Annotated in this window: 21 protein-coding genes; 14 read left to right on the top strand and 7 right to left on the bottom strand. The window is 70.4% G+C overall.

The genetic code is table 11. The features are described 5' to 3' along the window. Positions 1 to 20: 20 nt before the first annotated feature. Entirely contained in the window at positions 21 to 3,011 is a 2,991-nt protein-coding gene (locus ACIRGA_RS16125) for a BTAD domain-containing putative transcriptional regulator (RefSeq protein ID WP_400941634.1), read from the bottom strand. Between the two features lie 120 nt (positions 3,012 to 3,131). Between ACIRGA_RS16125 and ACIRGA_RS16120 the strand changes: the two genes are divergently transcribed. The 4 genes from ACIRGA_RS16120 (at position 3,132) to ACIRGA_RS16105 (ending at position 8,043) form a co-directional block, all read left to right on the top strand. Beyond that, positions 3,132 to 4,862 (top strand): cation:proton antiporter, encoded by a 1,731-nt coding sequence (locus ACIRGA_RS16120; RefSeq protein WP_400941631.1) that lies wholly within the window; start codon positions 3,132 to 3,134, stop codon positions 4,860 to 4,862. A gap of 973 nt (positions 4,863 to 5,835) precedes the next feature. After that, positions 5,836 to 6,144, top strand: coding sequence for a hypothetical protein (locus ACIRGA_RS16115; RefSeq protein ID WP_400941628.1), 309 nt, complete (start codon positions 5,836 to 5,838; stop codon positions 6,142 to 6,144). Positions 6,145 to 6,178: 34 nt separating this feature from the next. Continuing rightward, the gene (locus ACIRGA_RS16110) at positions 6,179 to 7,426 is read left to right on the top strand and encodes a nucleotide sugar dehydrogenase (protein ID WP_400941626.1); all 1,248 of its coding nucleotides are present in this window, start codon (positions 6,179 to 6,181) and stop codon (positions 7,424 to 7,426) included. A gap of 80 nt (positions 7,427 to 7,506) precedes the next feature. Next, a complete protein-coding gene (locus ACIRGA_RS16105) occupies positions 7,507 to 8,043 on the top strand; it encodes an EF-hand domain-containing protein (protein ID WP_400941624.1) in 537 nt (178 codons plus the stop codon). Positions 8,044 to 8,092: 49 nt separating this feature from the next. On the opposite strand, the gene ACIRGA_RS16100 is transcribed toward ACIRGA_RS16105, so the two are convergent. From ACIRGA_RS16100 to ACIRGA_RS16075, 6 genes are read right to left on the bottom strand one after another with little or no spacing between them, the layout of a single operon-like run. Next, entirely contained in the window at positions 8,093 to 8,494 is a 402-nt protein-coding gene (locus tag ACIRGA_RS16100; RefSeq protein WP_400941622.1) for a DUF6917 domain-containing protein, read from the bottom strand. Beyond that, entirely contained in the window at positions 8,427 to 9,371 is a 945-nt protein-coding gene (locus tag ACIRGA_RS16095; RefSeq protein ID WP_400941621.1) for a Gfo/Idh/MocA family protein, read from the bottom strand. Before ACIRGA_RS16095 ends, ACIRGA_RS16100 begins: the two co-directional genes overlap by 68 nt. Further along, a complete protein-coding gene (locus ACIRGA_RS16090; protein WP_400941763.1) occupies positions 9,368 to 10,417 on the bottom strand; it encodes an Ldh family oxidoreductase in 1,050 nt (349 codons plus the stop codon). Before ACIRGA_RS16090 ends, ACIRGA_RS16095 begins: the two co-directional genes overlap by 4 nt. Beyond that, the gene (locus tag ACIRGA_RS16085; protein ID WP_400941618.1) at positions 10,414 to 11,634 is read right to left on the bottom strand and encodes a M20/M25/M40 family metallo-hydrolase; all 1,221 of its coding nucleotides are present in this window, start codon (positions 11,632 to 11,634) and stop codon (positions 10,414 to 10,416) included. Before ACIRGA_RS16085 ends, ACIRGA_RS16090 begins: the two co-directional genes overlap by 4 nt. Further along, positions 11,631 to 12,449 (bottom strand): sugar phosphate isomerase/epimerase family protein, encoded by an 819-nt coding sequence (locus ACIRGA_RS16080; RefSeq protein WP_400941616.1) that lies wholly within the window; start codon positions 12,447 to 12,449, stop codon positions 11,631 to 11,633. Before ACIRGA_RS16080 ends, ACIRGA_RS16085 begins: the two co-directional genes overlap by 4 nt. Continuing rightward, positions 12,439 to 13,467 carry a Gfo/Idh/MocA family oxidoreductase gene (locus ACIRGA_RS16075; protein WP_400941613.1) on the bottom strand — a complete coding sequence of 343 codons (1,029 nt, stop codon included), beginning with the start codon at positions 13,465 to 13,467 and terminating at the stop codon, positions 12,439 to 12,441. Before ACIRGA_RS16075 ends, ACIRGA_RS16080 begins: the two co-directional genes overlap by 11 nt. A gap of 249 nt (positions 13,468 to 13,716) precedes the next feature. Here ACIRGA_RS16075 and ACIRGA_RS16070 point away from each other — a divergent pair, with 249 nt between their 5' ends. The 10 genes from ACIRGA_RS16070 to ACIRGA_RS16025 are packed head-to-tail and all read left to right on the top strand — an operon-like array spanning position 13,717 to position 25,004. After that, on the top strand, positions 13,717 to 14,781 hold the full coding sequence (locus ACIRGA_RS16070) for a DegT/DnrJ/EryC1/StrS family aminotransferase (protein ID WP_400941610.1): 1,065 nt from the start codon (positions 13,717 to 13,719) through the stop codon (positions 14,779 to 14,781). Next, positions 14,778 to 15,899: a DegT/DnrJ/EryC1/StrS family aminotransferase gene (locus ACIRGA_RS16065; protein ID WP_400941607.1), complete on the top strand. Its 1,122-nt coding sequence runs from the start codon at positions 14,778 to 14,780 to the stop codon at positions 15,897 to 15,899. The genes ACIRGA_RS16070 and ACIRGA_RS16065 overlap by 4 nt, the downstream gene beginning before the upstream one ends. Then, positions 15,899 to 16,540, top strand: a complete 642-nt coding sequence (locus ACIRGA_RS16060) for a class I SAM-dependent methyltransferase (protein WP_400941605.1) — start codon at positions 15,899 to 15,901, stop codon at positions 16,538 to 16,540. The genes ACIRGA_RS16065 and ACIRGA_RS16060 overlap by 1 nt, the downstream gene beginning before the upstream one ends. Beyond that, positions 16,537 to 17,460, top strand: coding sequence for a UbiA family prenyltransferase (locus tag ACIRGA_RS16055; protein WP_400941603.1), 924 nt, complete (start codon positions 16,537 to 16,539; stop codon positions 17,458 to 17,460). The genes ACIRGA_RS16060 and ACIRGA_RS16055 overlap by 4 nt, the downstream gene beginning before the upstream one ends. Beyond that, positions 17,457 to 18,749: a protoporphyrinogen/coproporphyrinogen oxidase gene (locus ACIRGA_RS16050; RefSeq protein WP_400941600.1), complete on the top strand. Its 1,293-nt coding sequence runs from the start codon at positions 17,457 to 17,459 to the stop codon at positions 18,747 to 18,749. Before ACIRGA_RS16055 ends, ACIRGA_RS16050 begins: the two co-directional genes overlap by 4 nt. Continuing rightward, positions 18,746 to 20,239: a class I adenylate-forming enzyme family protein gene (locus ACIRGA_RS16045; protein WP_400941597.1), complete on the top strand. Its 1,494-nt coding sequence runs from the start codon at positions 18,746 to 18,748 to the stop codon at positions 20,237 to 20,239. The genes ACIRGA_RS16050 and ACIRGA_RS16045 overlap by 4 nt, the downstream gene beginning before the upstream one ends. After that, positions 20,230 to 21,021: a class I SAM-dependent methyltransferase gene (locus ACIRGA_RS16040; RefSeq protein ID WP_400941594.1), complete on the top strand. Its 792-nt coding sequence runs from the start codon at positions 20,230 to 20,232 to the stop codon at positions 21,019 to 21,021. The genes ACIRGA_RS16045 and ACIRGA_RS16040 overlap by 10 nt, the downstream gene beginning before the upstream one ends. Then, complete coding sequence (locus ACIRGA_RS16035) at positions 21,018 to 22,391, top strand: CoA transferase (protein ID WP_400941592.1); 1,374 nt, start codon at positions 21,018 to 21,020, stop codon at positions 22,389 to 22,391. Before ACIRGA_RS16040 ends, ACIRGA_RS16035 begins: the two co-directional genes overlap by 4 nt. After that, positions 22,388 to 23,938 (top strand): class I adenylate-forming enzyme family protein, encoded by a 1,551-nt coding sequence (locus tag ACIRGA_RS16030; protein WP_400941590.1) that lies wholly within the window; start codon positions 22,388 to 22,390, stop codon positions 23,936 to 23,938. Before ACIRGA_RS16035 ends, ACIRGA_RS16030 begins: the two co-directional genes overlap by 4 nt. Then, entirely contained in the window at positions 23,925 to 25,004 is a 1,080-nt protein-coding gene (locus ACIRGA_RS16025; RefSeq protein WP_400941587.1) for a hypothetical protein, read from the top strand. The genes ACIRGA_RS16030 and ACIRGA_RS16025 overlap by 14 nt, the downstream gene beginning before the upstream one ends. The last annotated feature ends 119 nt before the right edge of the window (positions 25,005 to 25,123 follow it).

Below are 25,123 nucleotides of genomic sequence, written 5' to 3'. Positions count from 1 at the left end.
TGGGCGCGGCCGCTGACCGGTCACGAACCGAGCGCGAACCGTCGCTGACCGAGCTCGTGGATCGCCTGCTCAGGGGGCATTTCCCGGCCTCTGGTGAAGGCGTCGGAGTAGGCGTCGGCGCCGATGCGCGACCGGACGCGGTCCACCACGCCGTCGACGTCGGCGTCTCCGGCGACGGGCGTGCCGCGCAGCCCGACCGCCACGCCGAGCAGGAAAGCCGCCCGCTCGTCCTCCTCCCGCGAGGCGAGGACCCCGGCCAGCCCCTCGATCGCCTGGGCCGCGCCGGGCAGGTTCGCGTATTCCAGCGCGGTGGCGAGCGCCTCCTGGTGCAGTTCGGTCGCCGCGTCGAGGTCGCCGTCAGCGGCCATCGTCCAGCCGAAGCCGGTGTGGAGCCGGATCCGGGTCTCGCCGCCGGTCACCGGGCCGACGGCCAGGCCGATCGCGGCGGAGTACCAGCGCCGGGCCGTCTCCAGGTCACCGGCGCGGCGCGCGACCTCTCCCAACCCGCCTCGGGCCCGGGCGAGCGTCAGCGGAGTGCCCCGCGCCTGGTCGGCGGCGGCTTCGTAGTCGGCTTTCGCGGCCTCGGTGTCGCCCGCGCGCAGGACGCCGTCGGCGCGGCGGCAGAGCAGATCGGCGGCGTCTTCGAAGGAACCGAGTTCGGCGGCCAGCCGGACGGATTCGTCCATCAGCTCGAGGAACCGGACGTGGTCGCCGCGCCAGTCCGCGAACTCCGCGAGCTTCTCCAGTGCGCTGGCCGCGCCCCAGCGGTCACCCAGTTCGCGGAACTCGGCCAGTGACGCGGTGAAGTGCGTCTCGGCCTCGGCGACCCGGCCGTCGTACTGCGCGCCGAGGCCGTCGCCGATCCGCGCGAACGCCCGCGACCAGCGGTCCTCGCCGATGAGCGCGGCGAGCCGTTCACCTTCTTTCGCCTTGGGGTGCGGGGAAAAAGCCCACAACAGGAACAGGTACGGATACCGCAGCGGACCCTCGAGCCTCCGCACGATCGGCTCGATCCCGACGTCGGTGGCCGACGCGTGGACGAAGCCGAGGACGTACTCCTCGGCCAGGCCCGGCGGCGGTTCGGGGCCGATGGCGGCGAGCGCGGCGTCCGCGAACGGCGTCGCTTCACTGCGCAGGCCACGCAGCCACCAGTACCAGGACAGGGCCGCGAGGAGCCGCAAGGCGAGGTCGGGGGCGGCGGTCACGCTCCAGCGCAGGGCGGCGTGCAGTTCGGCGTGCTCGGCGCTCAGCTCTTCCAGCGCCGCCAGCTGGTCCGCGCCGCGCAGCTTCGGTTCGGCCGCGAGGGCGAGGCCGAGGAAGTATCCGGCGTGCTCGGCGCGCCGTTCTTCGCCGTGCTCGGCGCAGAACGCGCGAATGGTCTCCAGCATCCGGTACCGGCCGCCGTCGAACTCGACGAAGGACTTCTCGACCAGTCCGGCCAGCACGTCCTCCGCGTCGGGAACGGCGCAGACGCGTTCGACGGCGTCGAGTCTCGCGCCGCCGGCGAACACCGCGAACCGGCCGGCCAGGCGCTGTTCTCGCGGGTCGAGGAGGTCCCAGCTCCACTCGACGACGCCGCGCAGGGTCCGGTGCCGCGGCTCGGCGGTCCGCTCGCCGCGGGACAGCAGACCGAACCGGTCGCCGAGCCGGGCGGCGACGTCGGCGGCGGACAAGGTCCGCAACCGCGCGGCGGCGAGCTCGATCGCCAACGGCAGACCGTCGAGCCCGGCGCAGATACGGGCCACGGTGGCCGGGTCCGGCGTTTCATGGGGAGCGACTGCCGCGGCCCGCTCGGTGAACAACCGGGCGGCGGCGCCCGCGGACAGGGGACCGACCGGCACCAGCGTCTCGCCGGTCAAGCCCAGCGCTTCGCGGCTCGTGACGAGCACCCGCAGGTCCGGGCAGCCGGACAGCAGCCGCCGCACCAGCCGCGCGGCTTCGGCGACGACGTGTTCACAGTTGTCGAGGACGAGCAGCGGCGAGCGGTCGGCGAGCCCGGCGGCCAGGCGATCGGCGGGGTCGGAAACCGTTCCCGGGGTCAGGACGCCTTGTTCGCGCAGGCCCAGCGCGGCGAGGACGGCGGGAGCGACCTCCGTCGCCGTGGCGAGTTCCACGAAGCAAACCTCGCCGTCCACTCGGGAAGCCGCTTCGACGGCGAGCCGTGTCTTGCCCGCTCCGCCGGGACCGGTGAGCGTCACGAGCCGCGTCGTGCCGAGCGCGGCGACGAGCCGGTCGAGTTCGCCGCGGCCGACGAATCCCGTGAGCGGTACGGGGACCCGGCGGGCAGGCGACCCACGCAAAACGGCGGCGTGCGCGTCGGCGAGTTCCGCCGACGGGTCGGCGCCCAGTTCGTCGGCGAGGCGGTCGCGGGCCTCGGCGAACACGGCGAGAGCCTCGGCGGACCGGCCGCTGCCGTGCAGGGCGCGCACGAGCTGGGCGGTGAGCCGTTCCCGCAGCGGGTGTTCCCGCGCGAGTTCACGGAGTTCGGCGACGAGCTTTTCGTGCTGTGCCAGGGCGAGCCCGGCCTCGACCCGGTCCTCTATCGCGGCCAGCCGCAGCTCGGCGAGCCGGGCCGCGCGCGGCGGGTCGGCGAGCCCGTCGAGGGCGGGCCCCCGCCACAGCGCCAGCGCTTCGGTGAAGAGCGCGAGTTTCGTATCCGGCTCGGCGGTCTCCCGCGCCTGGGCGGTGAGGCGTTCGAAGCGGTGGAGGTCGACGGCCTGCGGATCGACGGCCAGCCGATATCCCGCGGGGGTGAATTCGACGAGCCCGTCGGACGCGCCGCCGTCCTTCAGCCGCCGCCGGAGGCGGGAGACCTGAGACTGCAGGGCTTCGGCGGCGCCCTCGGGCGGATGGTCGCCGTGCAGGCCGTCGATCAGCCGGTCGGCGCTGACGATCCGCCCGGCGTCGAGCGCGAGGAGGGCGAGCAGACCGCGCAGCTGCGGCCCGCCGAGCGCGACGGGCGTCCCATCGGGGCGGCGGGCTTCGACCGGCCCGAGGATGGCGAACTGCACGCCGTCGATTCTGGCCCACCGCGACACGCCGGGTGGGGAGTGCTCCGACTTGCGGGTCCGGTGACGGCGTGTCACCAATGGACACGACAGGCCCTGAACGGCGAGAGGACACGAAATCCGGTGAACCTGACTCTCGTCGTCGTACTCGGTGTCGTCAGCATCGTCGTGGTGGCCGCGTTCTCCGAGCGGCTCAACGTGGCCGCTCCACTGAGTCTCGTGCTGGCAGGCATCGGCCTGAGCTTCCTGCCGGGCGTCCCGCATCCGGAGGTCGAACCCGAGCTGATCCTCGCCGGGGTGCTCCCGCCGCTGCTGTATTCGGCGGCGGTGAACATGCCGGTGGTCGACTTCCGGCGGAACATCCGGCCGATCACCGGGCTCGCGGTCCTGCTCGTGGTGGGGACGACGTTGGGCGCGGGCTGGCTGTTCCACGAGCTCGTGCCGGATATCGGCTGGCCCGCCGCGTTCGCGCTCGGCGCGGTCATCAGCCCCACCGACGCCGTCGCGGCGACGTCCGTGGGACGGCGGCTCGGCCTGCCGCCCCGGCTACTGACCGTGCTCGAAGGCGAAGGGCTCGTCAACGACGCCTCCGCGCTCGTGCTGCTGCGGTCGGCCGTCGCCGCGGTCGCCGGGTCGGTGTCCGTCTGGGGCATCGTGGGGGAGTTCGTCTACGCGGTCGTCGTGGCGGTCGGGATCGGGCTGCTCGTCGGGATCGTCAACGTCCGGGTGCGGGCGTTGCTGGGCAACGCCGTGCTCAACACCGCCATTTCCTTCGTGGTCCCGTTCATCGCCTTCCTGCCCGCCGAAGAGGCCGGTGCCTCGGGCGTGCTCGCGGTCGTCGTCGCCGGCCTGGTGACCGGGCATCTCGCTCCGCGGCATCTGCGCGCGACGGATCGGCTCGCGGAGACCGTCAACTGGCGTACCGCGGCTTTCCTGCTGGAGAGCGCGATGTTCCTGCTCATGGGACTCAGCGTCAAAACGCTCGTCGACGAGGTGCACCAGGACGGTTCGAGCGTGGGGCGTGCGCTCGTCATCGGCCTGGCCGCCTCGGCGCTCGTCATCGTCGCGCGGATCGTCTTCGTCGGGCCGCTGGTCGGCGGCCTCTACCGGGAGCAGCGGAAAGCCGCCCGGTTCAAGCCCCGGCTGGAAACGACGCAGGCGGTGCTGCGGGGCGACGAGTCGCATCCCGCCGTCACCGAACGGCTGGAGAAGGCTTCGCCGAGGCGGGTGGCGCATTTCCGGAAACGGGTCGACCGGGCCGCCGCCGACGTCGAGTTCCGGCTCACCGAGACACTGGGCTGGCGCGGCGGTGTGGTGCTCGGCTGGGCGGGGATGCGCGGCGCGATCACCCTCGCGGCGGCACAGACCCTTCCGCAGGACACGCCGGACCGCGCCCTGCTGGTCCTGATCGCCTACGTGGTGGCGACCACGACGCTGCTGGTCCAAGGGATGACGCTGCCGGCGGTCATCCGCGCGGCGCACGTGCCCGACGAGGACCCTGGCCGGTTGCGGCGCGAGTACGTCCGGCTCATGACCGAGCTGGCGGACGCGGCTAAGTCCTTTTTGGACGATCCCGCCCTGAAGGATCGGCGCGACGAGCCCTTCGACGACCGGATCGTGGACCGGGTGCGCTCGGACGTGCGCGTCCCCGGAGCGCCGGACGATCGCCCGGCGCCGGACCAGGTCGAGCGCTATCTGCGGCTGCGCTTACGGGTCCTGACCGAACAGTCCGAACGCCTCCAGCACGCCCGCTCGAGCGGCGAATACAGCTCGGAGGCGTTGGGCCGGGCCCAGACCGCCCTCGACGTGGAGATGGCCCGCCTCGAGCAGCTGGCGGACAAACCGGCCTCCTGACCGCACGTCTCCCAGCGCCTCCTGTTCGTCTCGGGACGCCACGTTCCCGCTGGTGAGAGCCACTGTTTCGGTACCGCGTCCCAGGCCCCGTTCCCCTCTCTTCGGAGATTCCATCGTCATCAGCCGGACGGCCCGGCGGCAAGGGGGGCGCCAACGTGGCTTGCGCGTTCTTGACTGTCCATAAGGGACATCGATCGACATTCGAGTGGCTGATTTGAGTGCTTTGCGCGACTTTGCGACCGAGTCGTGAGCGGCAAGTGTCGTTCTGATGGAACGGTATTTGCTTACCTGCCCGTACGATCAAGCTCCAAGGACTGAGCGGCTCCTCGACGATGTGGGAACGGGACACTCGACGTCCCGATTTCCACACGCGAGGGTGCAGCGGCGAGCGTCCGACGTCATCGAACTCCGAGACCTTGGCCCCTTCGACGGCTCGCCGACGACCCGCTCAGACGGCGGGCTGGGTGACGCGACACCGCACTCGCGTGTTCAGACCCGGAACTCGCGTGTTCGTAGACGAAACTCGCGTGTTCAGACTCCACACTCCCGAGTGCGGCATCCAGACACGCGAGTCACGTCCCTAAGCACGTGAGTCGCGACCTCGCGAAACCGCATATATGCGATATTCCGCCACCGGAATATGTTCCTTGTGGCCACTCATGACCGGACGGTCGATGGGTCTCCTCACTACCCGCCGATGTGATCGCTCGAGAAACCGGAAACACCTTCATTGACCACAAAGGACGGTTCGGCCCAGTAGTCCTCCGTCGTCCGGGAAACCGTTCGCGCCACTCGTTCATGTGAACGGCATGTGTTCGAAGATCACGTAGAGAGCGCTTGAAGCAGCCATCCGAATGATCTGTCCGGACCGGCCGCAACCTGCGCGCGTGAAGATCCGCCGGGCAACGGGTTTCACGCGGAGTGACTGTTAGCGTGCGGAGAGAAGTCGTGATCTTGGATGTGGAGGCATTCGATGAACCGTCTTGTCATCGCGGCGTTGAGCGCGGCAGCCGCGGGCGCCTTGCTGGTCGTGCCGAGCCCGCCCGCCGAGGCGGCGGCGGGCAGTGTGGTGGTCTTCTCGACCGAATTCCAGCGTCTGGATACCTACAGGAATCCCGAGGGCTGTCACAAACTCCCCATCGCCGCACACGTTTTGATCAACCAGACCTCGTCGGGAGTGGTCGTTCACGGCGATCCGTTCTGCCTGACGCCCGGCTTGACGGTCAATCCGGGGTACGGCTCCCACGTTCAGCCGGGCAGTGGCTCGTTCTCGGTCAGCTGATCGGTTCGCGTGACATCGAGACTGAGGGGGTCCCGTGTCTGTCGACGTTGTCGTGGTAGGAGTCGGCTACGTCGGGCTACCGCTGGCGGAAGCCGCCGTCGCGGCGGGGTTGTCGGTGGCCGGATACGACACCTCGCCGCGGGTGGCGGCCGAGGTGGCCGCGGGCCGCTCGCATATTCCCGACGTGTCCGCGAGCCGGTTGCGGTCGATGCGGGCGAGCGGGTTCACGGTGACCACCGATCCCCGGGTGCTCGGCGACGCGAAGACGATCGTGGTCTGCGTGCCGACCGGCCTGGATTCGGCGGGAGGCCCCGATCTCGCCGCCGTCCGAGCGGCGGCGGGGACGGTCGCCGAACAGCTGACGCCGGGCACGCTGGTGGTCATCGAGTCGACGAGTTTTCCGGGCACCACCGACGAGATCGTCCGGCCCATTCTGGAGAAACACGGTCTGACCGCGGGAAAGGACTTCTCGCTCGCCTACTCGCCCGAGCGGGTCGACCCCGGAAACCGTCGCTTCGGCATCCGTAACACCCCGAAGGTGATCAGCGGGCACACCCCGGCGTGCGCCAAGGACTGCGCGGAGTTCTACGGGCGGTTCGTCGACTCGGTGGTGGTTGCGCGCGGCACCAGGGAAGCGGAGATGGCCAAGCTGCTGGAGAACACCTACCGCTACGTGAACATCGCGCTGGTCAACGAGATCGCGATCTTCTGCGACCGGATCGGCGTCGACGTGTGGGACGTGCTGCACTGCGCCGCGACCAAGCCCTTCGGCTTCACGCCCTTCTTGCCGGGGCCGGGCGTCGGCGGGCACTGCATCCCGGTCGACCCCAAATACCTGCTGGACAAGGCCGAGCGGGAAGGAGCCCTGCTCGGTGTGGTGCACGCGGCTCGCCTCGTGGACGACCAGATGCCGGAGCATGTGGTCGATCGGGTGACACGATTGCTCGCCGAACAGGGGAAACCGTTGCCAGGAGCGAAAGTGCTCCTGCTCGGTGTCGCGTACAAGGCCGATGTGCCGGACACACGCGAGTCCGCGGCCATCCGGATCGCCGTCCGGTTGCGCGCGCTCGGCGCCGACGTCTCCTACCACGATCCGGTGGCCACCACGGTGCCCGAACTCGGGCCGCCGGTGGCCGACCTCGACGAGGTGCTCCGTACCGCGGACGTCGCCGTCCTGCTGGTGGCGCACCGCGCCTACGACCACGGCCGCCTGGCCTCGACCGCCAGGTTGCTGTTCGACGTGACGGGACAGGTGCCCGGAAAGGAGGTCGTCCGTCTTTGAACGTCCCGCCCGGCCGCGCGCCGGGCGGACGCCGGTACCGCGAATTCTTCCGAAGCTTCCGCGAAAAGGAGAGTGCACGAATGACCACGGCGGTCAAGAACGACAGGCTCAAGAAGCGTTTCGAGAAGTGGGATGTCAACGGCAACGGCAGGATCGAAAGGTCCGACTTCGAGGCCGAGGCCGGCAGGATCATCGATGCGTTCGGCGAGGACCACTCCTCGCCCCAGGCCCGCGCGGTGAAGGACTCGTTCCTGACGATGTACGAGTACCTGGCGGGCAAGGCGGGTGTCGGCCCGAACGGCTCGTTGGACGAGCGGCAGTTCACCGAGGTGATCGAAGCGCAGATCTTCCAGGAGGGCGACGCGGGTTTCGCGCGCGTGGTCCGCCCGACCATCGCGGCGATCGTCGGCCTGTGCGACACCGACGGCGACGGCGAGGTCGACCAGAAGGAGTTCGCCAAGTGGCTGAACGCCATCGGTGTCGAAGCCTCGGCCGTGGCCCCCGCGTTCCGGGCGATCGACGTCAACGGCAACGGGAAGCTGACCGTCGACGAACTCGTGCACGCGGTCCGTGACTACCACCTCGGCAAGAGCGACGTGCCCTTGCTGGGCAAATGACGGTGACCTGACGGCGTGGTGGTGAGTGGCCCTCCGGCGCGGAGGCCACTCACCACCGGCCGCGGAAGCAGACTTCCCGTTCCGGCTTCAGGCCGATCTCCTCACCGGTGACGGGCAGCGCGGTGTGGATGAGAATGTTGTAGTGGTTGGGAAAATGGCAGCCGTCGAAGCCGAGAACGGTGCCGACGAGTTCGCCACCGATCCACACCTCGTCGCCCCGGTCGATCACGCCGGCCCGCGCTATTTCGGCGAAGCCGAGGAAACCGACGTGATCGATCCGTGCCCCCGGCTCCGTGTCCTCATGGCTGGTCGTGACGAGTTCGTGCACCTCGCCGGCGCGGACGCACCGGCTGGCGAACGGTTCGAGACTCATTCCCCGGTCGTCACGCTGATGGACGAGCACCTTCACCACGGTGCCGGTGATCTCCCGTTTCGGTCCGTCTTCCCGCATCGTTCTCCCTCCGGTAACACTCGTCCACTATGGACAGTGCTTCGAGGCCGCTGTCCCGCCAAGCCCCACCCTCGCGGATGGCCTCCGCGAACTCGCGCAGCAACCCGGCGTACTCGTGCCACAGCGATTCCTTGAACTCCGGGTAACCGGCGAGCAGGTCGGCGCGCAGGACGGTCCCGTCGGTCAGCCGGACCTCGACGTCCTTGACCTCACCGGGAAACGACCAGTCGAGTTCCACGACGGCGCCCTCCAGCACGAGCGTCGCCCGCCGGTCGACACCGTCCGCGTCACGCGTGATCCGGACGTCCCGCAGCACCATCGAGCCGAGGAACAGCCGGACGAGGTCGAGGGCGTTCGGCCCGTTGTCCGCCACGCAGCCACCGCCGCACCGCGCGGCGTCGAGATACCAGCGATCACCGCCGACGTGCTCTTCGATCCGCTCCAGGTAGCGCACGGTCAGCGAAACGATCGGTGGCCCGACGGCGAGCCGCTCCCGCAGGGCGAGCACATTGCCGTTGTACCTGCGGTGGAAGGCGGTGAACAACGCGACGTCCCGCCGCGCCGCCCGCGCCACGAGATCCTCGCCGTCGGCGAGCCGGGTGGCGAGCGGCTTCTCCACGCACACCGGCAGGCCGGCGTCCAGCACGTCCCGGCACACGGTGGCGTGGACGTCGTTGGGCGCGGTCACGATCACCGCGTCGAGCCCGCCGGCGGCGAGCATCGCCCGATGATCGCGGAAGCCGGGCACAGCGCACGTCGAGAGTTTGGCCGGGTCGAGATCGCAGACCGCGGCGAGCGCGAACTCCCGCGACCGCTCCAGCGCGGCGAGGTAGAACTTCGAGATGACGCCGAGTCCGACGACTCCCGCCCGGATCATCCGGCCGTCCTCTCCAGCGCCGCGCGAAGTTCTTCGTAGACCATGTCCGGCACCGGAACACCGTGCTCGCGGAACCGGGCGGCGCGCTCGCCCTCGTGCCAGCCGGGATAGGCGACCGGGGCGGCGGGATCACGGGCGGGCCAGCCGCGCACGGCGGTGAAGAGCGCGGACGCGTCGGAGGCGAATCCGGAACGCAAGACCGCCGGGGCGATCGCCAGCGCCGAGACCCCGATGTCGTCGTCGCGGTCCGCGTCGGCGGACGTGGCGCCGAGTGCGGCTCCCGGCACCAGCGCGCCGAGCACCTCGACGAGCAGGCCGAGCCCGAATCCCTTGTACGCGCCCGTTTCGGGAGCTCCGCCCAGCCACTGCAGATGAGCCTCACCCCGGTCGAACGCGGCGGGATCGGTCACCGGCGAACCGTCGTCGTCGGCGAGCCAGCCCGGCGGGATCTCCCGGCCCGCCCGCGCCGCGGCCCGGATCCGGCCGGTCGGGACGACGGTGGTGCTCATGTCGAGGACGAACGGATGCGCGCCACCGGCAGGGCAGGCCAGCGCGAGCGGGTTCGTGCCGAGCATCGCGGCCGTGCCACCCGGCGGCGGGGCGATGCGCTGCCCACCGCAGTTCGACGCGATGAGGCCGATCATGCCGTGCGTGACGGCGCGCGCGGCGTGGTGACCGGCGCAGCCGATATGCGTGGCCCCGCGCAGCGACACCATGCCGATGCCGTGCCGTGAAGCCCTGGCGCACGCCAGCTCCATCGCCTGCGACGCCGACCACAGCCCGAGCGTGCGGCGGGCGTCGGCGAGGACGCACGCGCCGAGATCGGTCTCGACGACCATGTCCGCCTTCGGTTCCGCGCGCCCTTCGTCGAGCAGGGGCAGGTACAGCCGGGTCAGATTGACCAGACCGTGCGAGGTCACGCCGGTCAGGTCACCGTGGCACAACGCGGCGGCGGCGATGGCCGCCCGGTCCTCGGGAACCCCGCGGTCCACGAAGATCGTGGTGACCTGGGAAAGCAAAGCCGGATAGGGCACCAGCACGGTCAGGCTCCTCCGTTCCGGCTGAACCGCACGACGATCTCGCGTACGAGCTCACTGAACCGGTCGAGTTCTTCGACGTCGGCATATTCCCCCCGCGCATGCGCGTTGTTGGCGCCCAGCGAACCGGGGCCGAGTACGGCCGTCCGGGCGCCGGGGACGTCGGCGAGCCACAGGGCGTCGCAGGTGAATCCGGGTTCGTCGTCCGGCCAGCGTGGAACGAACGCGTCCAGCAAAGGAATGTCCTGCGCGGGCAACGCCGGCAGGTCGCGTTTCAGCCATCGCAGGCCGGTGATCGCCGCCGCGTCCGTCGCGGTCCGGGCGAAGGCCGGCGACTCCCGGAACCGGGAAACGAATCCGGCGATGCCGGTGCGCAATCCGTCCTCCAGAGCCGAAGTCATCTTCGCCGCTACTTCTTCGCAGTCGTAAGGAATGTTGAGCAGAAGCTCTCCGCTGCCGTACACCCTGTTGTGCAGCCGTCCGGTGTGCAGCCCGGCCACACAGACCTGACCGTGCTTCGCCAGATCTTCCGCGAGGTGCTGGGCGAGGAAGCCCAGCAGCACCGTCGCGTTGTGCCCTCGGTGCGGCTCGTCGTCGATGGCGTCCTCGCCGTCCACCCGCACGCACGCGGTCATCGACGCCGAACAGCGCGGCAGGTACCGCAGCCCGGTCGGCTCGCAGAAGATGTTGAGGGCGCCGTGAAATCCCGCTTCGACGAGCGGCCGCGTGCCGAAGGTGCCCATCGCGCCGCCCTCTTCGCCGGAGACGGCCTGGATGACGACACCGACGTCCCGGCCGACCGCCGGATCCCCCGCGAGGGCGGCCCGGACACCGGCCAGCAGCGCCACCGCGGGTCCTTTCGCGTCGATCGCGCCGCGGCCGGTGAACCTGGTGCCGTCGAAATCCGCCGGTTCGAACGGCGCCACCGTGTCGAGGTGCACGTTGAACATCACGGCGGGCGCGGCCGGGCCGATCCGCAGCACGAGGCTCGGCTGGCAGGCGAGGAACCCGGGCCCGGCGTCGCGGACGGCGAGGGGAACACCGGGGCGGTCCAGCACCGAGGGGTCCGGGGCGGCGAAGCTCAGGACGTCGAAACCGATTTCGGTCGCCGCGCCGGCGTAGGCGCGCATCGCGTCCCACAGCCGGACTTCGCCGGTGGTCTCGAGCGGTCCGGCCGTCGGCAGAGCGAGCAGCCGTAACAGCAGGTCCCGATCCGCGGGGATCACTGGACCAGCCCGGCCATCGCGCGGCCCGCGGCGACGAACGTGGACATCGCGTTGGGGGCGAGCACACCCTTTTCGTGCGGCTTGATGGCGAGATGTGGTTCCACCGACCACGCGCCCTGGTAACCGTTGGCCCGTAAGAGTTTCACGCAGTCGGCGACCCGCGCGGCGCCCTGACCGGGAAGGGTGAAGCCGCGCTCGTCGGCGTCCTTGACGTGCACGTGTTCGACGTGGCTTGCGATGTCGGCGAGCAGGTCGAACCCGTCGTACCCGTGAGCGACGCCGTTTCCGGTGTCGAACAAAAACTTCAGCGCCGGGCTCGCGACCTCGTCCAGCAGTTCGAGCATGCGCTCGGCCTTCGTGCCCGCCCAGCCCGAGCAGTTCTCGTGCAGCAGCGTCACCCCGTGCCTTTCGGCGCGTTCGGCGAGGGCGGCGATCCGCGCGATGACCTCAGCGCGCCACCGGGGTTCGCTCAGTCCGTCGTGGGGATAGGACATGATCCGGAGGTAGCGGGTACCGATCGCGCGGGCACGCCTGGCGAGCACGTCGAGTTCGGCGAGGTCGTGCCGGAAATCGGTGCTGATCGGCCTGGACCAGCTGCCGATCCGGGACGCCAGGCAGACCACGCGCACCCCCTTGTCCGACAAGGTGGCCGCGATGGTGTCGAAGCGTTCGTCGGTGAGGTCGGCGATGGCCTCTTTGTCGACGCTGCGCAGTTCGATCGTCTTCCACCCCAGGGCATCGAGCGCCGAGAGCTGGCCGCTGAGGTCGGCCGCGGCCTCGTCCGTGATACCGGCGAGCACCGGGTCAGCCGGCATGGGTGGCCACCGCGCCGGGTTCGGGCCGGGCGGGCCGGGAGACCGGTTCCGCACAGATGTTCTTGGCCACCGAAAGCAGGCGCACCACCTCGGTGGCGAAGGTGAACCCCTGCGTCTGCTCCCCGTCCAGCCGGAACTTCCGGTACGCCTCGAACATCCACTCGGTCATCGCGTCGTCCCGCAGCACGACGTGTTCGGACCGGCCGTTCGAAGACAGCGTCAGCTGCGAGTGATGGTCCTCGCCGCTCACCGCGAAATGCCCGACGGCGGTGCCCTGCTCGAATTCGACGGTGACCCGCCGCTCCCGCACGGGGGAGGTGAGGTCCGAACGGATCTCCGTGTGGACACCCGAATTGTGCCGGAGCCCGACCGTGGCCCCGCCCATCCGGGGGCCGACGTTGCCGTCGACTTCGAGATCGGACCCGGACGCGTGGGTGACCCGGGCGGCGCCCGCGAGCCGCAGCGCGAGCGCGACCCCGTGCGGCAGTTCGACGTCGAAGGCGGTCGGATGCCCCGGCCGGACGAGGGAACGGCGGAATCTCGGCTTGTTCTGCACGATGCCGATCGACTTCGCGGCGCCGAACCGGCCGTCTCGGATCAGCTCGGCCAACCGCGCCGTGAGGGTGCTGGCGAGCCAGGGTTCGACGACCTCGACATGCAGCTTGTACTTGCGCCGCAGGCGGATGATGCGGGCTAGGTCGTCGATGTCGGCGGCGAGCGGTTTCTCCACGATCACCTTGCGGAAGCCCAAGGTGGCGAGCTCGGTGAGCACGGTGAGACGTTCGGTCGGTGGTGTGCAGACGTGGGCCACGGTGCCGCCGGGATCGAGCCCGGCGGCCGCGGCGTCGATGGTCGGCGCGACCACGAGACCCGGCCGGGAGGCGACGTTCTGTCGCGGCTCGCACGCCGTGACGGGGCCGTCGTCGAAGAGCTGAGGGGTTCGTTCGCGAAGTTTGGCCAAGACCGGAAGATGCAGACCCGCGCCGGCGCGGCCGAGTCCCACAACGAATGAACGCACAGGTGAGCCCGCTCCTCGAGTTTCGCAATTCGAAATCCATTTCAAAACTGACATCGCGAAGATCGACTGTCAATACTTCGGTCCCGGGTTGACCAGGAAGTGCGAATCTGCCGGGCGGCCGGATTGCCTGATCTACGCTCGGGAACGGTTCCTACGCCTCCGGAGGTGGGTACACTGTCAGTGTCTTTCCACGACCAATCGGCCACATTCGAGCGAACCTGGACCAGTACCAGGCGACATATTCTCGACGTGATCGAGAATGGCAAATATTCGCACGGTCGCAAGGTCGCCGAGCTCGAAGCCGCGCTGGCGGCGTACACGGGCGCGAAGTTCGTCATCGGGGTGAACAGCGGAACGGACGCGCTCGTCCTCCTGCTGAGGGCGGCGGGGCTGGGGTCCGGTGAGGAAGTGGTCGTCCCGGCCTTCTCCTTCGGCGCCACGGCGACCTCGGTCGTGCTCGCGGGCGGCACCCCGGTCTTCGCCGACATCGAGCCGGACGGGTACGGGATCGACCCCGCCGCGGTGGCCGACGCCGCCGGGGAGCGCACGCGGTTCGTCATGCCGACGCATTTGTTCTCACAGCTCACGGATATCGACGGGATCCTCGGCGTCGCGCGCCGCCTCGGGCTCACGGTGGTCGAGGACAGCGCGGAGGCCATCGGCATGCGGCACCGCGGCACCCACGCGGGACTGTTCGGTACCGGTGGTGTGCTGTCGTTCTTCCCGACGAAAACGCTGGGCGCGCTCGGCGACGCGGGCGCGGTGCTCACCGACGACCCGCGGATCGCGGCGACCGTCGACGCGCTCCGCCACCACGGGCGGTTCGGCGCCACGATCGCCGACTTCCCCGCGATCTCGACGGAGACCGGGCTGCCCGGCCTGAACAGCAAGATGGACGACATCCAGGCGGCCGTCCTCCTCGCGAAGCTCGCCGGGCTCGACGACGACATCACCCGGCGCGCGGAATTGGCTTCCCGGTACACCGAGGCGCTCTCGGGCGTCGCGGGGGTGCGCAAGCTGCCGGTGGCGCGGCCGGACAGCGTGTTCTACGTGTACGTGATCGAGGTGGACTCGCGGGACGACCTGGCGGCGCATCTGGCGGCGAAGGGCGTGCAGACCGAGGTGTACTACCCGACGCCGCTTCATCTGCAGCCCTGCTTCGCCGGGCTCGGCTATCGGAAGGGTGAATTCCCGAACGCCGAGAATGCCTGCCGTCACACTCTCGCGTTACCGCTGTATCCGGATATGCCCGCCGCCGATTGTGACCGGGTCTGCGACTCGATCCGCGATTTCTATCACGGACGGCGCGGATGACGCTCCCGTTCTTCCCGGCGGATCTCTTCGACGACGACCGCGCGGAACTGCTGGACATCGTCAGGCGGGTCGGCCTCGCGCCGGAACAGAAATTCATTCTCGGAGTGCATACGGCCCGATTCGAGCAGGTCATCCGTGATTCGATCGGGGCCGCGGACGCCATTGCTTGCGGCAGTGGAACCTCGGCGCTGATGCTGGTGCTGCGCGCGATGGACGTCGGCCCGGGGGACGAGGTGATCGTGCCCGCCTTCGGGTGCGCACCGCTCGCGGCCGCGCCCGCGCTGCTCGGCGCGACCCCGGTGTTCGCCGACATCGACCCGTGGACCATGGTCGTCGATCCCGCCGCGGTCGCCCGCCTGATCACCCCGCGGACCAAGGTGATCATGCCGGCGCACATGTTCTCGGTCATGGCGGACATGCCGGCGTTGCGCCGGATCGCCACCGACGCGGGGGTGCGGCTGCTGGAGGATTCCGCCGTCGCGCAGGGCGGGACGCTCGCCGGAACCCCGGCCGGGAAGTGGGGTGACGCGGGCGTGTACTCGTTCGTGCAGGTCAAGACGTTCGGCATGCCGGGCGAGGGCGGCATGGTCGTCACCGACGACCGCGAGCTCGGCTCGGTGGTGCGGATGCTGCGCAACCACGGCCAGGACGGCGAGAACCGGTTCCTGTATCACTGTGTCGGGTACAACAGCCGGTTCGACGAGATCATGGCGGCGTTCCAGCTGTACCGGTTCCCGGGCCTGTCCCAGCGGCTCGAACGCCGGGCGCGGATCGGCGAGTACTACACCGGACGCTTCGCCGAGCTGGCCGGGTGCGGGGTGCTCGCGCCGCCTCCGGCTCGCGACGGGCGGTGTTACTACGTCTATTCGCTGCTGAGCGAGCGCCGGGACGAACTCCGGGATCACCTGGCGGCGCAAGGGATCGGCTCGCACGTGTACTACCGGGCACCGTTGCCGCGGCAACCCGCTTTCGCCGGCTACACCCGGCCGGGCGGCGCCTGGCCCGCGGCGGAATCGGCGGCGCGACGCACACTGGCCATCCCGATCTACCCGCATCTGACCGACGAACAGGTGGAACGCATCGCGGACGCGGTGTGCCGATTCGCGAAGGAGTCTTGATGCAGCAGGTAACCCGGACCCCCGCGCCGAGTGAGGTCGCCGACGAGTGGCGCAGGCGCGCGGAGCGCCCAGGGCTGGCCCGGGTCATGCGCGCCTCCCAGCCCGCCGAACTCGCGGCCGAAACGACCGCGCGCACCATCCGGCTCGTCACCGACCTGCTGCGGTCACTCGGCGGGGTGGGGGCCGCGCTGGAGATCGGCTGCGGGATGGGCAGGCTCACCCCGGCCATCGCGGCGCAGGCCCGCACGGTGACGGCGATCGACATGACCCCGCGGATGCTCGCGCTGGCCAGGGAGAACTGCGCGCATCTGTCCACTGTGGACTTCGTCCGGACGACCGTCCAACGGCTTCCCTGGCAGGACAGGCGATTCGACGCAGCCGTCTGCGTCTGGGTGCTGATGCACGTGCTGGCCGACGACGAGATCGCCGAGGCGTGCCGGGCGATCTCCGCGGCGGCACGGCATCTCGTCCTGGTGGAGTACGAGGAGGCCGACATCCCGGTCGGCAGGTTCTCGCGGTTGCGGACGGTGGAGGAGTACTTGGCCCTGCTTCCCGGCGCCCGCCTGCTCGAACGGCGTGAGCTGCACTACGGCGGCGACCGGTCGTTCGCCGCGCTGATCGCGCTGGACGACCCGCGATGACCACTCTTGCCGTCACGCGCGGCAAAGCGTACTTCCGGCTCGCGAAGCTCGACATCGTCGACTACTACCTCGGCGTGGTCCTGGTGTGGACGCTGCTCGCGCCGGTGTCGAGGTTCGACCCGGGTGTCTTGGCCTCGGTCGGTGTGTTCCTGCTCGGCGAGGTGTTCGTGATCGCGGCGATGGTCGCGCTGGACGACCTCACCGGCTACCGGGACGGCAGCGACATCACGAACTATTCGCCCGACGACGCCCGGCGCAAGCGGTACCGCAAACCACTCGTGGCGGGAACGCTGAACGAGGAGCAGGTGCTGCGGTTCGCGTGGGCGACCGGCGTCGTCGGTGCGGCGTTGTGGCTCGCGGCCATCGCGATCGCGCCCCACCGTCCTGTGTGGACTGTCGTGCTCATCGTGGTCACCTACGTCTTCTCGTTGCAGTACTCGTGGGGCGTGAAGCTCAGCTACCACGGCTTCCAGGAGTTCTTCATCGCGGCGCTCGGCTGGGCGCTGGTGCTGGCGCCGTACGGTCTCGCGTCCGGTGAGTTCACCGGATTCGCGCTCGCCCAGGCGTTGCTCTTCGGGCTGGGGCCGCTGCTGTTCGGCGTCTACTCCAACACCAACGACGTCGACGGTGACCGGCGGGTCGGCAGGCCGACGGTCGCGGCCCTGACCTCCCCACGAGGCAACATGTTCTTCGTGATCGCCGTATCGGCGGCCGAGTTCGCGCTGATCGTCGCCGTACCCGCGCTCGGTGGTCCTTGGTGGTTCCCGCTCGCGCTGTCGCCCACGATCGTGGCACGGATCCGGCAGGTGTGGCTCGGGTTCGCGCTGGACGACATCCTGCGGGCGCGGATGCTCGGCATCCGGATCCACCGGCTCACCGTGCTGACCCTGGTCGTGGTGAACCTGGTGGTGATCACGTGACGGATGTCGACGTGGCGGTGATCGGCGCCGGTGTCGCCGGGCTCACCGCCGCGTACCGGCTGGGCGAGTCGGGGCGGGAAGCGCGGGTCTTCGAAGCGGCCGACGTGGTCGGCGGCCGGATGACGACCCTGCGCGAGGACGGCTACCTGATCGACACGTGTGCCGAGCAGATGGCCGAGCGGGGCTACGAAGCGACTTGGCGGTTGCTGGGGGAGCTGGGTATCGACGCCGCCGCGGCGCCCCGGATCGGCCGTGGCATCGCGATGTGGCGGGGCCGGGCGCGATCCGGCGTCGCACAGCCGCGAGGGCTGCTCACCGGAGCGGGCCTGTCCCTCCGGGCGCGGCTGGACGCGGCTCGCGTGATCCGGGGGAGCTTCGACACCGAACGCCCGGAGGCGTCCCGGCTGGGCGGGGCCACTGTCGCGAAGCTCGCCGCCCCGCATCATCCGGATCTGCTGGACTACCTGCTGCAGCCGGTCGTCTCCGGCTTCTTCGGCTGGGATCCCGCGCGTTCGGCGGCCGCGCCGCTGCTCGCCCTGCTCACCGCGGTGGGCCCACCTCCGACGTGGCGGGCGTACCGCGAGGGCATGGACACCTTCGCCCGCGCTCTCGCCGCGAAAACCGACGTCAGCACGGGGTTCCGGGTCGATCAGGTCGTCGATGACGGTTCGTCGGCGCGAATCCTCAGTGGCACGCGTGAGATCACGGCGCGCGCGGTGGTGCTGGCCGTGCCCGCTCCGGTGGCGGCGCGGCTGTACCCGCGGCACGGTTCGGATTTCCTCGACGCGTGCTCGTTCACCCCGGTCGTCAAGGCGCATCTGCTGCTCGATCGCCCGCTCGGTGGTCCCGACTACGCCTTGGTCGTGCCGACCGCGGAAAACGGCACGGTGTCCACGGTCATCTTCGACCATCTGAAACACCCCGGCCGCGCGCCGGAAGGCCGCGGACTGGTCACGCTCATGGCCCATCCGGCCGTGGTGCCGGAGCTGCTCGACGCCTCCGACGAGGACGTGGCGAGCCGGTTGGCCGGCGCCGCCGAACCGCTCGTTCCCGGCCTGAACTCGGCGATTCGCCGCTCGATCGTCCGGCGGGTGCGGCATGCGGCGCCCGAAGCGACGCCTCGGGCGCTCGCGTTGCGGGCGTCGTTCGAGGCGGGTCTCGGCCGTGGCGTCGTCGATTACGCGGGCGACTGGGTCTTCCTCAGCCCGTGCAGCGAATCGGCCGTCCGCTCCGGTCTCCGGGCCGCTCGACGGCTGGCCACTCGTCCGGCGGAGGAAAGGGCCCGATGAAACCGCACGACATGGGAACGCTGTTCGACCAATGCGCGCACACCGGGACGAGGGTCCACCTCGACCGGCCGTTCGACATCGCGCCGGAGCGCGGCACGTTCTACACCGTCGCCGAACTCGCCGGGCTGGTGCGGGACGCCGCGGGATGGCTGGCCGAAGCCGGTGTTGGGCCGGGGGACCGGGTCGCCATCGTCAAACGCAACCACTGGGACTACGACCTGCTCGCCTGCGCCGCGGTGCGGATCGGGGCGGTCCCGGCGAAGCTGTCCGGCCTGCTGCCGGACGACACGGTGGAACTCCTGCTGAAACGCCTCGGCCCCGCGGTGCTCGTCACGGATCGCCCGTCCCTTGGCGCGGAACGGATCCTGCGTGTCGAGGACTTCGCCGCCGCGTCACCGCCCGCGCCGCATCGAAGGCACGACGACGCACCCCTGCTCATCTGCCACACCTCGGGAACGACCGGCACACCGAAACTGGTCGTCCACACGACGCGGACGATCATCGACCGGCTGGCGCGCCCGGAGTCGGTCCGCTGGCCCGTCCTCGGTCTCCGGCGTGACGACGTGCTGGGCAACGCCAGCGCGTACGCGCACGGCCGCACCTTCTGCTGGACGGCGTCGGCGCTGTGCCTCGCGCCGAAGGAGATCGTGATCCTGAGCGATTCCTCTTCGGCGGCAACGGTTTTCGGCCGCCATCGGCCGACCGTCATCGAGGCCCTGCCGTCGGCGTACGTGCGCTGGCGGCCGCTCGCGGGCACGCCGGAGAACCCGTTCCGCCGGGTACGGAGGTTCGTCAGCACCTACGACGCCGTGCATCCCCCGGTGATCAGGACGATGCTCCACGCCACCGGCCGGAAGTGTCCACTGTGGATGCAGGGCTGGGGTCAATCGGAGACGGGACCGTTGTCGTTCCGGTTCTTCACCAGACGGTCCGCGCAGACGACGCGCGATCTCGGCAGGCCGTTGCCGGGCCTCGCCCGGTTGCGGGTGGTCGATCCGGAGACCGCCGAACCGGTACCGCCCGGCACCGCCGGACTGGTGCTGGCCCGCACTCGCGCGCGATGCGTGGCGTACGTGGGTGAACAGGACCGGTGGGAGGCCAAGGCCCACGGCCCGTGGTGGAACACCGGCGACCTCGGTGTGGTGAGCCGGACCGGCGCGGTGACCCTGCTGGATCGCGAGGTCGACAGCGTTCCCGGCATGAGCTGTCTCGAAGTGGAGGACAAGATCGAGGACCGCCTTCCGTCCATCGCCGAATGCGTGCTGCTGTCCGCGGCGGGGCGGGCGCCGATCCCGGTCGTGGTGACCGACACCGGGCTCGACCCGGCGCGCTGGCGGGCCGCGGTGCTCGACCTGCCGCCGCTGGGGGAGCCGGTGGTGCTCCCGTGGGAGGAGGTCCCGAGAACGGGGACCGGGAAGGTCCGGCGGCTGGAACTGCTGGCGCGGCTGACCGGGACGGCCGAAACGCACGGATCGGGAAGGTGGACGTGAAAACGGCTTATGTGTTCGACAACGACAGTGGGCACGCCACTGAACAGCACCGCTGTCTTTCCGAGGCGTACGACCCGATCACGTTCGCGCGGCTGACCGAGACCGGCGTCGGCGACGGCTGGTCCTGCCTCGAAGTCGGCGCGGGCGGCAGCGGCGTCGCGCAATGGCTCGCCGCCAAGGTGGCGCCGACCGGGTCGGTGCTGGCGACCGACATCAAGACCGGCCACCTCGCCTCCGGGCCCGGGTTGACCGTGCTCCGGCACGACATCGTCCGCGATCCGTTGCCCCGCCGCGATTTCGACCTCGTCCACGCCCGGCTGGTGCTGCAGCATCTGCCCGAACGGGAAACCGTCCTCCGCGCGCTGGTCCGCGCACTGAAGCCGGGTGGGTGGATGCAGATCGACGAATTCGACATCTCCTACGGCCCGGTGCTGCTCGCGCCCGACGCGCGGTCGGCGGAACTCTACGAGAAGTTCCTGACGGCCAAGGAAAAGACGTTCACGATGGCGGGCGGGGACGGCACGTGGGGCCGCCGCGCCGCCGCGTCCATGGCCGCCGCGGGCCTGGTCGACGTCGATCCGGTGCCCGTGCTCTTCCCGTGGCGGGCGGGCTCACCCGGGCTGAACCTGCTGATCCACCACACCCATCACCTGCGGGACAAGCTGATCGCCGCGGGCATGACCGACGGTGAGCTCGCCGAGGTGCGCGCGGTCATGGCGGATCCGGGGTTCCGCGCGTCGTCGTGTGTCGTGTACTCCGTGCACGGCAGGCGCCCGCGATGAGCACCGCGCTCGACACCGTGGCCGTGGCCGGCCCCGTCGACCTGCCGATGGCCGGGGAGCTCGACGTCCAAGCCGCCTGCGGGATCATGCATGTACATGGCCGGAAGTCCGGCGTGCCGACCCGGCTGGGGCTCGACTACGCGTCCACCCTCGCGGCCGAACTCGCCGAACTGGGCGCTGTCGCGCTGAAACTCGCCCACGGCCGGGGGATCCCCCTGCGCGGCGTGTCCACTTCACTGGCGCAGGCGGCTTTGCTGGCGATCTCGCAGTATCTCGCGGCGGCGACGACCGACGACGATCACCGGGAGCCGCTGGTTCCCGGCGGGCCGCCGTTCCGCTCGGCCGACGGGGTCTCCTTCGAGATCGAAACCCTCGATCCGGCGGTGTGGCAACGGTTCTGGCCGCTGTTTGGCGTGGACGAGCGCACGACTGCCCATGGCTGGCGGCCGTTCGTGCACCGCTTCGCCACCGCGACCTGTCCTTTGCCGCCGCGGCTGACGGAAACCCTTGCCGCACGGCCGATCGCCGAGATCGAGGCCGCCGCCGTCCGGTCCGGTATGACGCTGGTGCGAGTGGCGGACGGCCCGCTCGAGATCTCGCCCGCGTTCGTCGTGAGCGGCGAGGGCCGCGGCTATCGGCCGGTCCGGCCGGTGGAGCCGCTTCCGTTGTCCGGTTTGCTCGTGCTCGAATCATGCCGCCGGGTGCAGGGCCCGCTGGCAGGTCACCTGCTGCGGCTGCTCGGCGCGACGGTGCTGAGGATCGAACCGCCGGGCGGAGATCCGCTGCGGTGGGTCCCGCCGATCGCAGGGCGGACGTCGGCCAGGTTTCGCGCGCTCAACGACGGCAAGGAAGTCGTCGAGATCGACCTGAACACACCGGACGGCAGAAGCCATTTGCTCGAACTCGCCGCCGGGGCCGACGTGTTCCTGCACAACTGGGCGCCGGGCAAGGCCGGGCAATGGTCGCTGCGCGCCCTCGATCTGGCGCGCGCCCGGCCGGGGATCCTGTACGCGCACGCGTCGGGATGGGGCACCGAAGCGGGACCGGAACCACGGGTGGGCACGGATTTCGTCGTGCAGGCCCACGCGGGCGTCCCGTCGTCGCTGATGACGATCGTCGACGTGTTCGGCGGGGTCGTCTGCGCGCACGGGATCGTGACGGGGCTGGCCCGTGGCGCCACCCGCGTCGAGTCATCACTGCTGTCCGCGGCGGGCAGGCTCAACGCGGGCGCCTGGCGGTCCTGCGATCGTCCGTTGACCGTTCCGGTGTGCGACGACCTCGCCGCCCTGGGCGCGGATCCCCGGTTCTCCCGCGCGCTGATCCAGACCGACTGCGTACTCGTCGGGTCGCCGTGGGAATTCACCTCATGACGTGGGTGTCGGCGACCGGGGTGGTCCTGCGTGACCTCGTGCCCACCGCGTTACGGCGCGAATGGGTCCGATGTGGACACTGCCCGGATCGCGAGCTGTACTCGCTGTTCCGTGACCGGGTCCGCGAACATCCGTTGCGCACGGCGGTGATCGACGACGAGGGCGCGCTCGACTACGCGGAGCTGGACGCAGCAGTGCGGAAACTGGCGGCCCGGCTCGCGGTCGCCGGATGCGGTTCGACGGAGATCGTCGCGGTGCGCGAACCCGACGGACGCGACGCGGTGATCGCCGAACTCGCGGTCCTCGCGCTCGGCGCCGTGGTGTTGCCGCTGCCGTCCGGTTCGGACAGCCTCCTGGACCGCGCGGGTGTCCGGTTCGTCATCGAGAACGGACGAGTGACGGGCTCGGCGGATCCGCGCCGCGCGGCTCACGTCCGCCCGCATCCGGACGCTCCGGCCAGGATCCTGGTGTCGTCCGGCTCGGAGTCGGAACCGAAGATGGTCGCCTACTCGCACAACGCTTTCGCCGGCGGCCGGGCCAACTATCTCCGTGCCGTCCATGGTGAAACCGCGGTCCCTCGCGACCTGGTCCTCGTCTCGCTGACCTCGGGATTCGGCTCGTTCGGGGTGCCGGTGACGCTGTGCCGCGCCGGGGGCACGCTGATCTTGACGCGCCGGTTCGAGGCGGGCGCGGCGCTCCGGCTGATCACCGAGCACCGCCCGACACAGGTGTTCGCCGTTCCCGCGATGTGGCGGCGCATGGTCGAGCACACCGCGGCGGTGGACACTTCCGGACTCGTGTCCATCGTGTCGAGCGGCGACACGCTGCCGCCTTCGACACGCGACGCTTGCCGTCGGCGGTTCGGCGTCGGGATGATCGACATCTACGGTTCGTCCGACGGCGTCAACTGTCATACGACGGAGCCGGAGAACGGGGTCGGCGTCCCGGATCCCGCGGTGTGCGAGATCCGCCTCGTCGACGGCGAGATCTGCGCACGAGGTCCGATGACACCGTTGTGCCACGTCGGCGCGCCGGAACTGGACGCCGCGAACCGGCTCGACGGGGGCTGGGTGCGGACGGGCGACAACGGCCGGTTCGACGACCAGGGCAGGCTCCACGTCACCGGCAGGCGCAAACGCGTGGTGATCCGCGGCGGGTACACGATCAGCCCGGCCGAGGTCGAGCTCGCGATCGGGGACCATCCCGCGATCAGCGAGGTCGCCTGCGTCCCGGTCCCGGACCCCGGTCTGGGTGAACGGCTCTGCGCCTGCGTGACCGTCCGTGATGGGCACTCGCCGACGTTGACCGAACTGACGGCGTTCCTCACCGCCGGAGGCCTCGCCGTCCGCAAGCTGCCGGAACTCCTGCTCACCCTGCCCGAACTCCCGCTGGGCCGGACCGGCAAGGTCTGCCATCGCACGCTCGCCAGGCTCGCGGCCGGTCATGATTCGGTCGCCCGCTCCCGGGTACCCGAAGATCGGCAACGGAACCGACGAGACAGGAGACGCCGTGCACAGCTCAACGCTCCGGGAAGTGACCGCACGTGAAGGCCCGTTCGCGTCGGTCTACTTCGACAACTCGCACAACACCGAGGACGCCGCCGCGCAGCTGGACCTGCGCTGGCGTGCGATCCGCAAGCAACTCGCCGACGAGGGTGCCCGGGAGCGGACGCTCACCGCGCTCGACGACGCGGTGGCCGCCGCGCCACCTTCGGAGGGCAGGGCCGGACGTGCCCTGGTCGCGGGCGGGGACGAGGTCGTCCTCGACGAGGAACTCGTGGAGCCGCCGCCCCGGGAGATCGTCCGCGTCGCGCGGCAGCCGTATCTGCTCCCGCTCTTGCGGCTCAGCCCGGTCGTCGTACCGCATGTGGTGGTGGTCGTGGACAAGACCGGGGCCGATCTGTTCGCGGCGGGTGAGGACGGCGCCGAACGGCGGACCGTCCAGGGTGAGGAGCACCCGGTGCACAAGGTGCGCGGTGGCGGCTCGGCCTACTGGAACATCCAGCATCGCGTGGAGGCCGTGGTCGAGCGCAACGCCGCGGAGGTGGCCCGCGCGGCCGTCGAACTCGCCGACTCCGTCGGTGCCGCGGCGCTGATCCTCGCGGGCGAGGTGCAGGCGCGGACGCTGGTGCGTGAAGAACTCGCCCCGCGCGGCAAGGAAAAGGTCGTCGAGCTCGAAGAAGGCGGCCGAGCGGACGGCAGCGATCCGTCGGCACTGGAAGCTGAGGTGCGCCGCGTCCTCATCGAGCACGCGGAACGCCGTCGCCAGGACGTGATCGAACGCTTCCGTGTGGAACAAGGCCGTGAGGGCGGACTGGCGGCGGATGGGCTCGCGCGCACGACCGCCGCGCTGCGGTCAAGTGCCGTGGAGACACTGCTGATCGACGCCGATTCGCTGGCGGATCGCCTGGTCTGGGTCACGGACGCTCCGGCTCAAATCGCGACGTCGAGGGAGGAACTCGAACTCTCGGGGACCGGCGCGGAGGCCCTTTTGGAGTGCCGGGCGGATGAAGCGCTTCCCGCGGCCGCGTTGGCCGAAGGCGCGGACATCGTCCCCGTCAGCGGGGAAGGCCTCGGCGACGGCGTCGGCGCGATCCTGCGGTTCGCGATCTGATCGAGCGCCTGCGTCCGAGGCACGGACCGGCGACCATGTCGCGAAAGCCACTTTCGGGACATCCAACGTCCCGAAAGTGGCTTTCGCGACACGCTCGACGCCACGACACCTTTGCCTTA

Source organism: Amycolatopsis sp. NPDC102389, assembly GCF_044765885.1.
Taxonomy (GTDB): Bacteria; Actinomycetota; Actinomycetes; order Mycobacteriales; family Pseudonocardiaceae; genus Amycolatopsis.
This window is presented reverse-complemented; position numbering and strand designations above follow the sequence as displayed.

Excerpts from the sequence above, each read along its gene's own strand:
- ACIRGA_RS16105 (WP_400941624.1), top strand. The coding sequence starts at position 7,507 with ATGACCACGGCGGTCAAGAACGACAGGCTCAAGAAGCGTTTCGAGAAG.
- ACIRGA_RS16035 (WP_400941592.1), top strand. The coding sequence starts at position 21,018 with ATGAGCACCGCGCTCGACACCGTGGCCGTGGCCGGCCCCGTCGACCTG.
- ACIRGA_RS16115 (WP_400941628.1), top strand. The coding sequence starts at position 5,836 with ATGAACCGTCTTGTCATCGCGGCGTTGAGCGCGGCAGCCGCGGGCGCC.
- ACIRGA_RS16045 (WP_400941597.1), top strand. The coding sequence starts at position 18,746 with ATGAAACCGCACGACATGGGAACGCTGTTCGACCAATGCGCGCACACC.
- ACIRGA_RS16055 (WP_400941603.1), top strand. The coding sequence starts at position 16,537 with ATGACCACTCTTGCCGTCACGCGCGGCAAAGCGTACTTCCGGCTCGCG.
- ACIRGA_RS16060 (WP_400941605.1), top strand. The coding sequence starts at position 15,899 with ATGCAGCAGGTAACCCGGACCCCCGCGCCGAGTGAGGTCGCCGACGAG.
- ACIRGA_RS16065 (WP_400941607.1), top strand. The coding sequence starts at position 14,778 with ATGACGCTCCCGTTCTTCCCGGCGGATCTCTTCGACGACGACCGCGCG.
- ACIRGA_RS16080 (WP_400941616.1), bottom strand. The coding sequence starts at position 12,449 with ATGCCGGCTGACCCGGTGCTCGCCGGTATCACGGACGAGGCCGCGGCC.
- ACIRGA_RS16095 (WP_400941621.1), bottom strand. The coding sequence starts at position 9,371 with ATGATCCGGGCGGGAGTCGTCGGACTCGGCGTCATCTCGAAGTTCTAC.
- ACIRGA_RS16100 (WP_400941622.1), bottom strand. The coding sequence starts at position 8,494 with ATGCGGGAAGACGGACCGAAACGGGAGATCACCGGCACCGTGGTGAAG.
- ACIRGA_RS16030 (WP_400941590.1), top strand. The coding sequence starts at position 22,388 with ATGACGTGGGTGTCGGCGACCGGGGTGGTCCTGCGTGACCTCGTGCCC.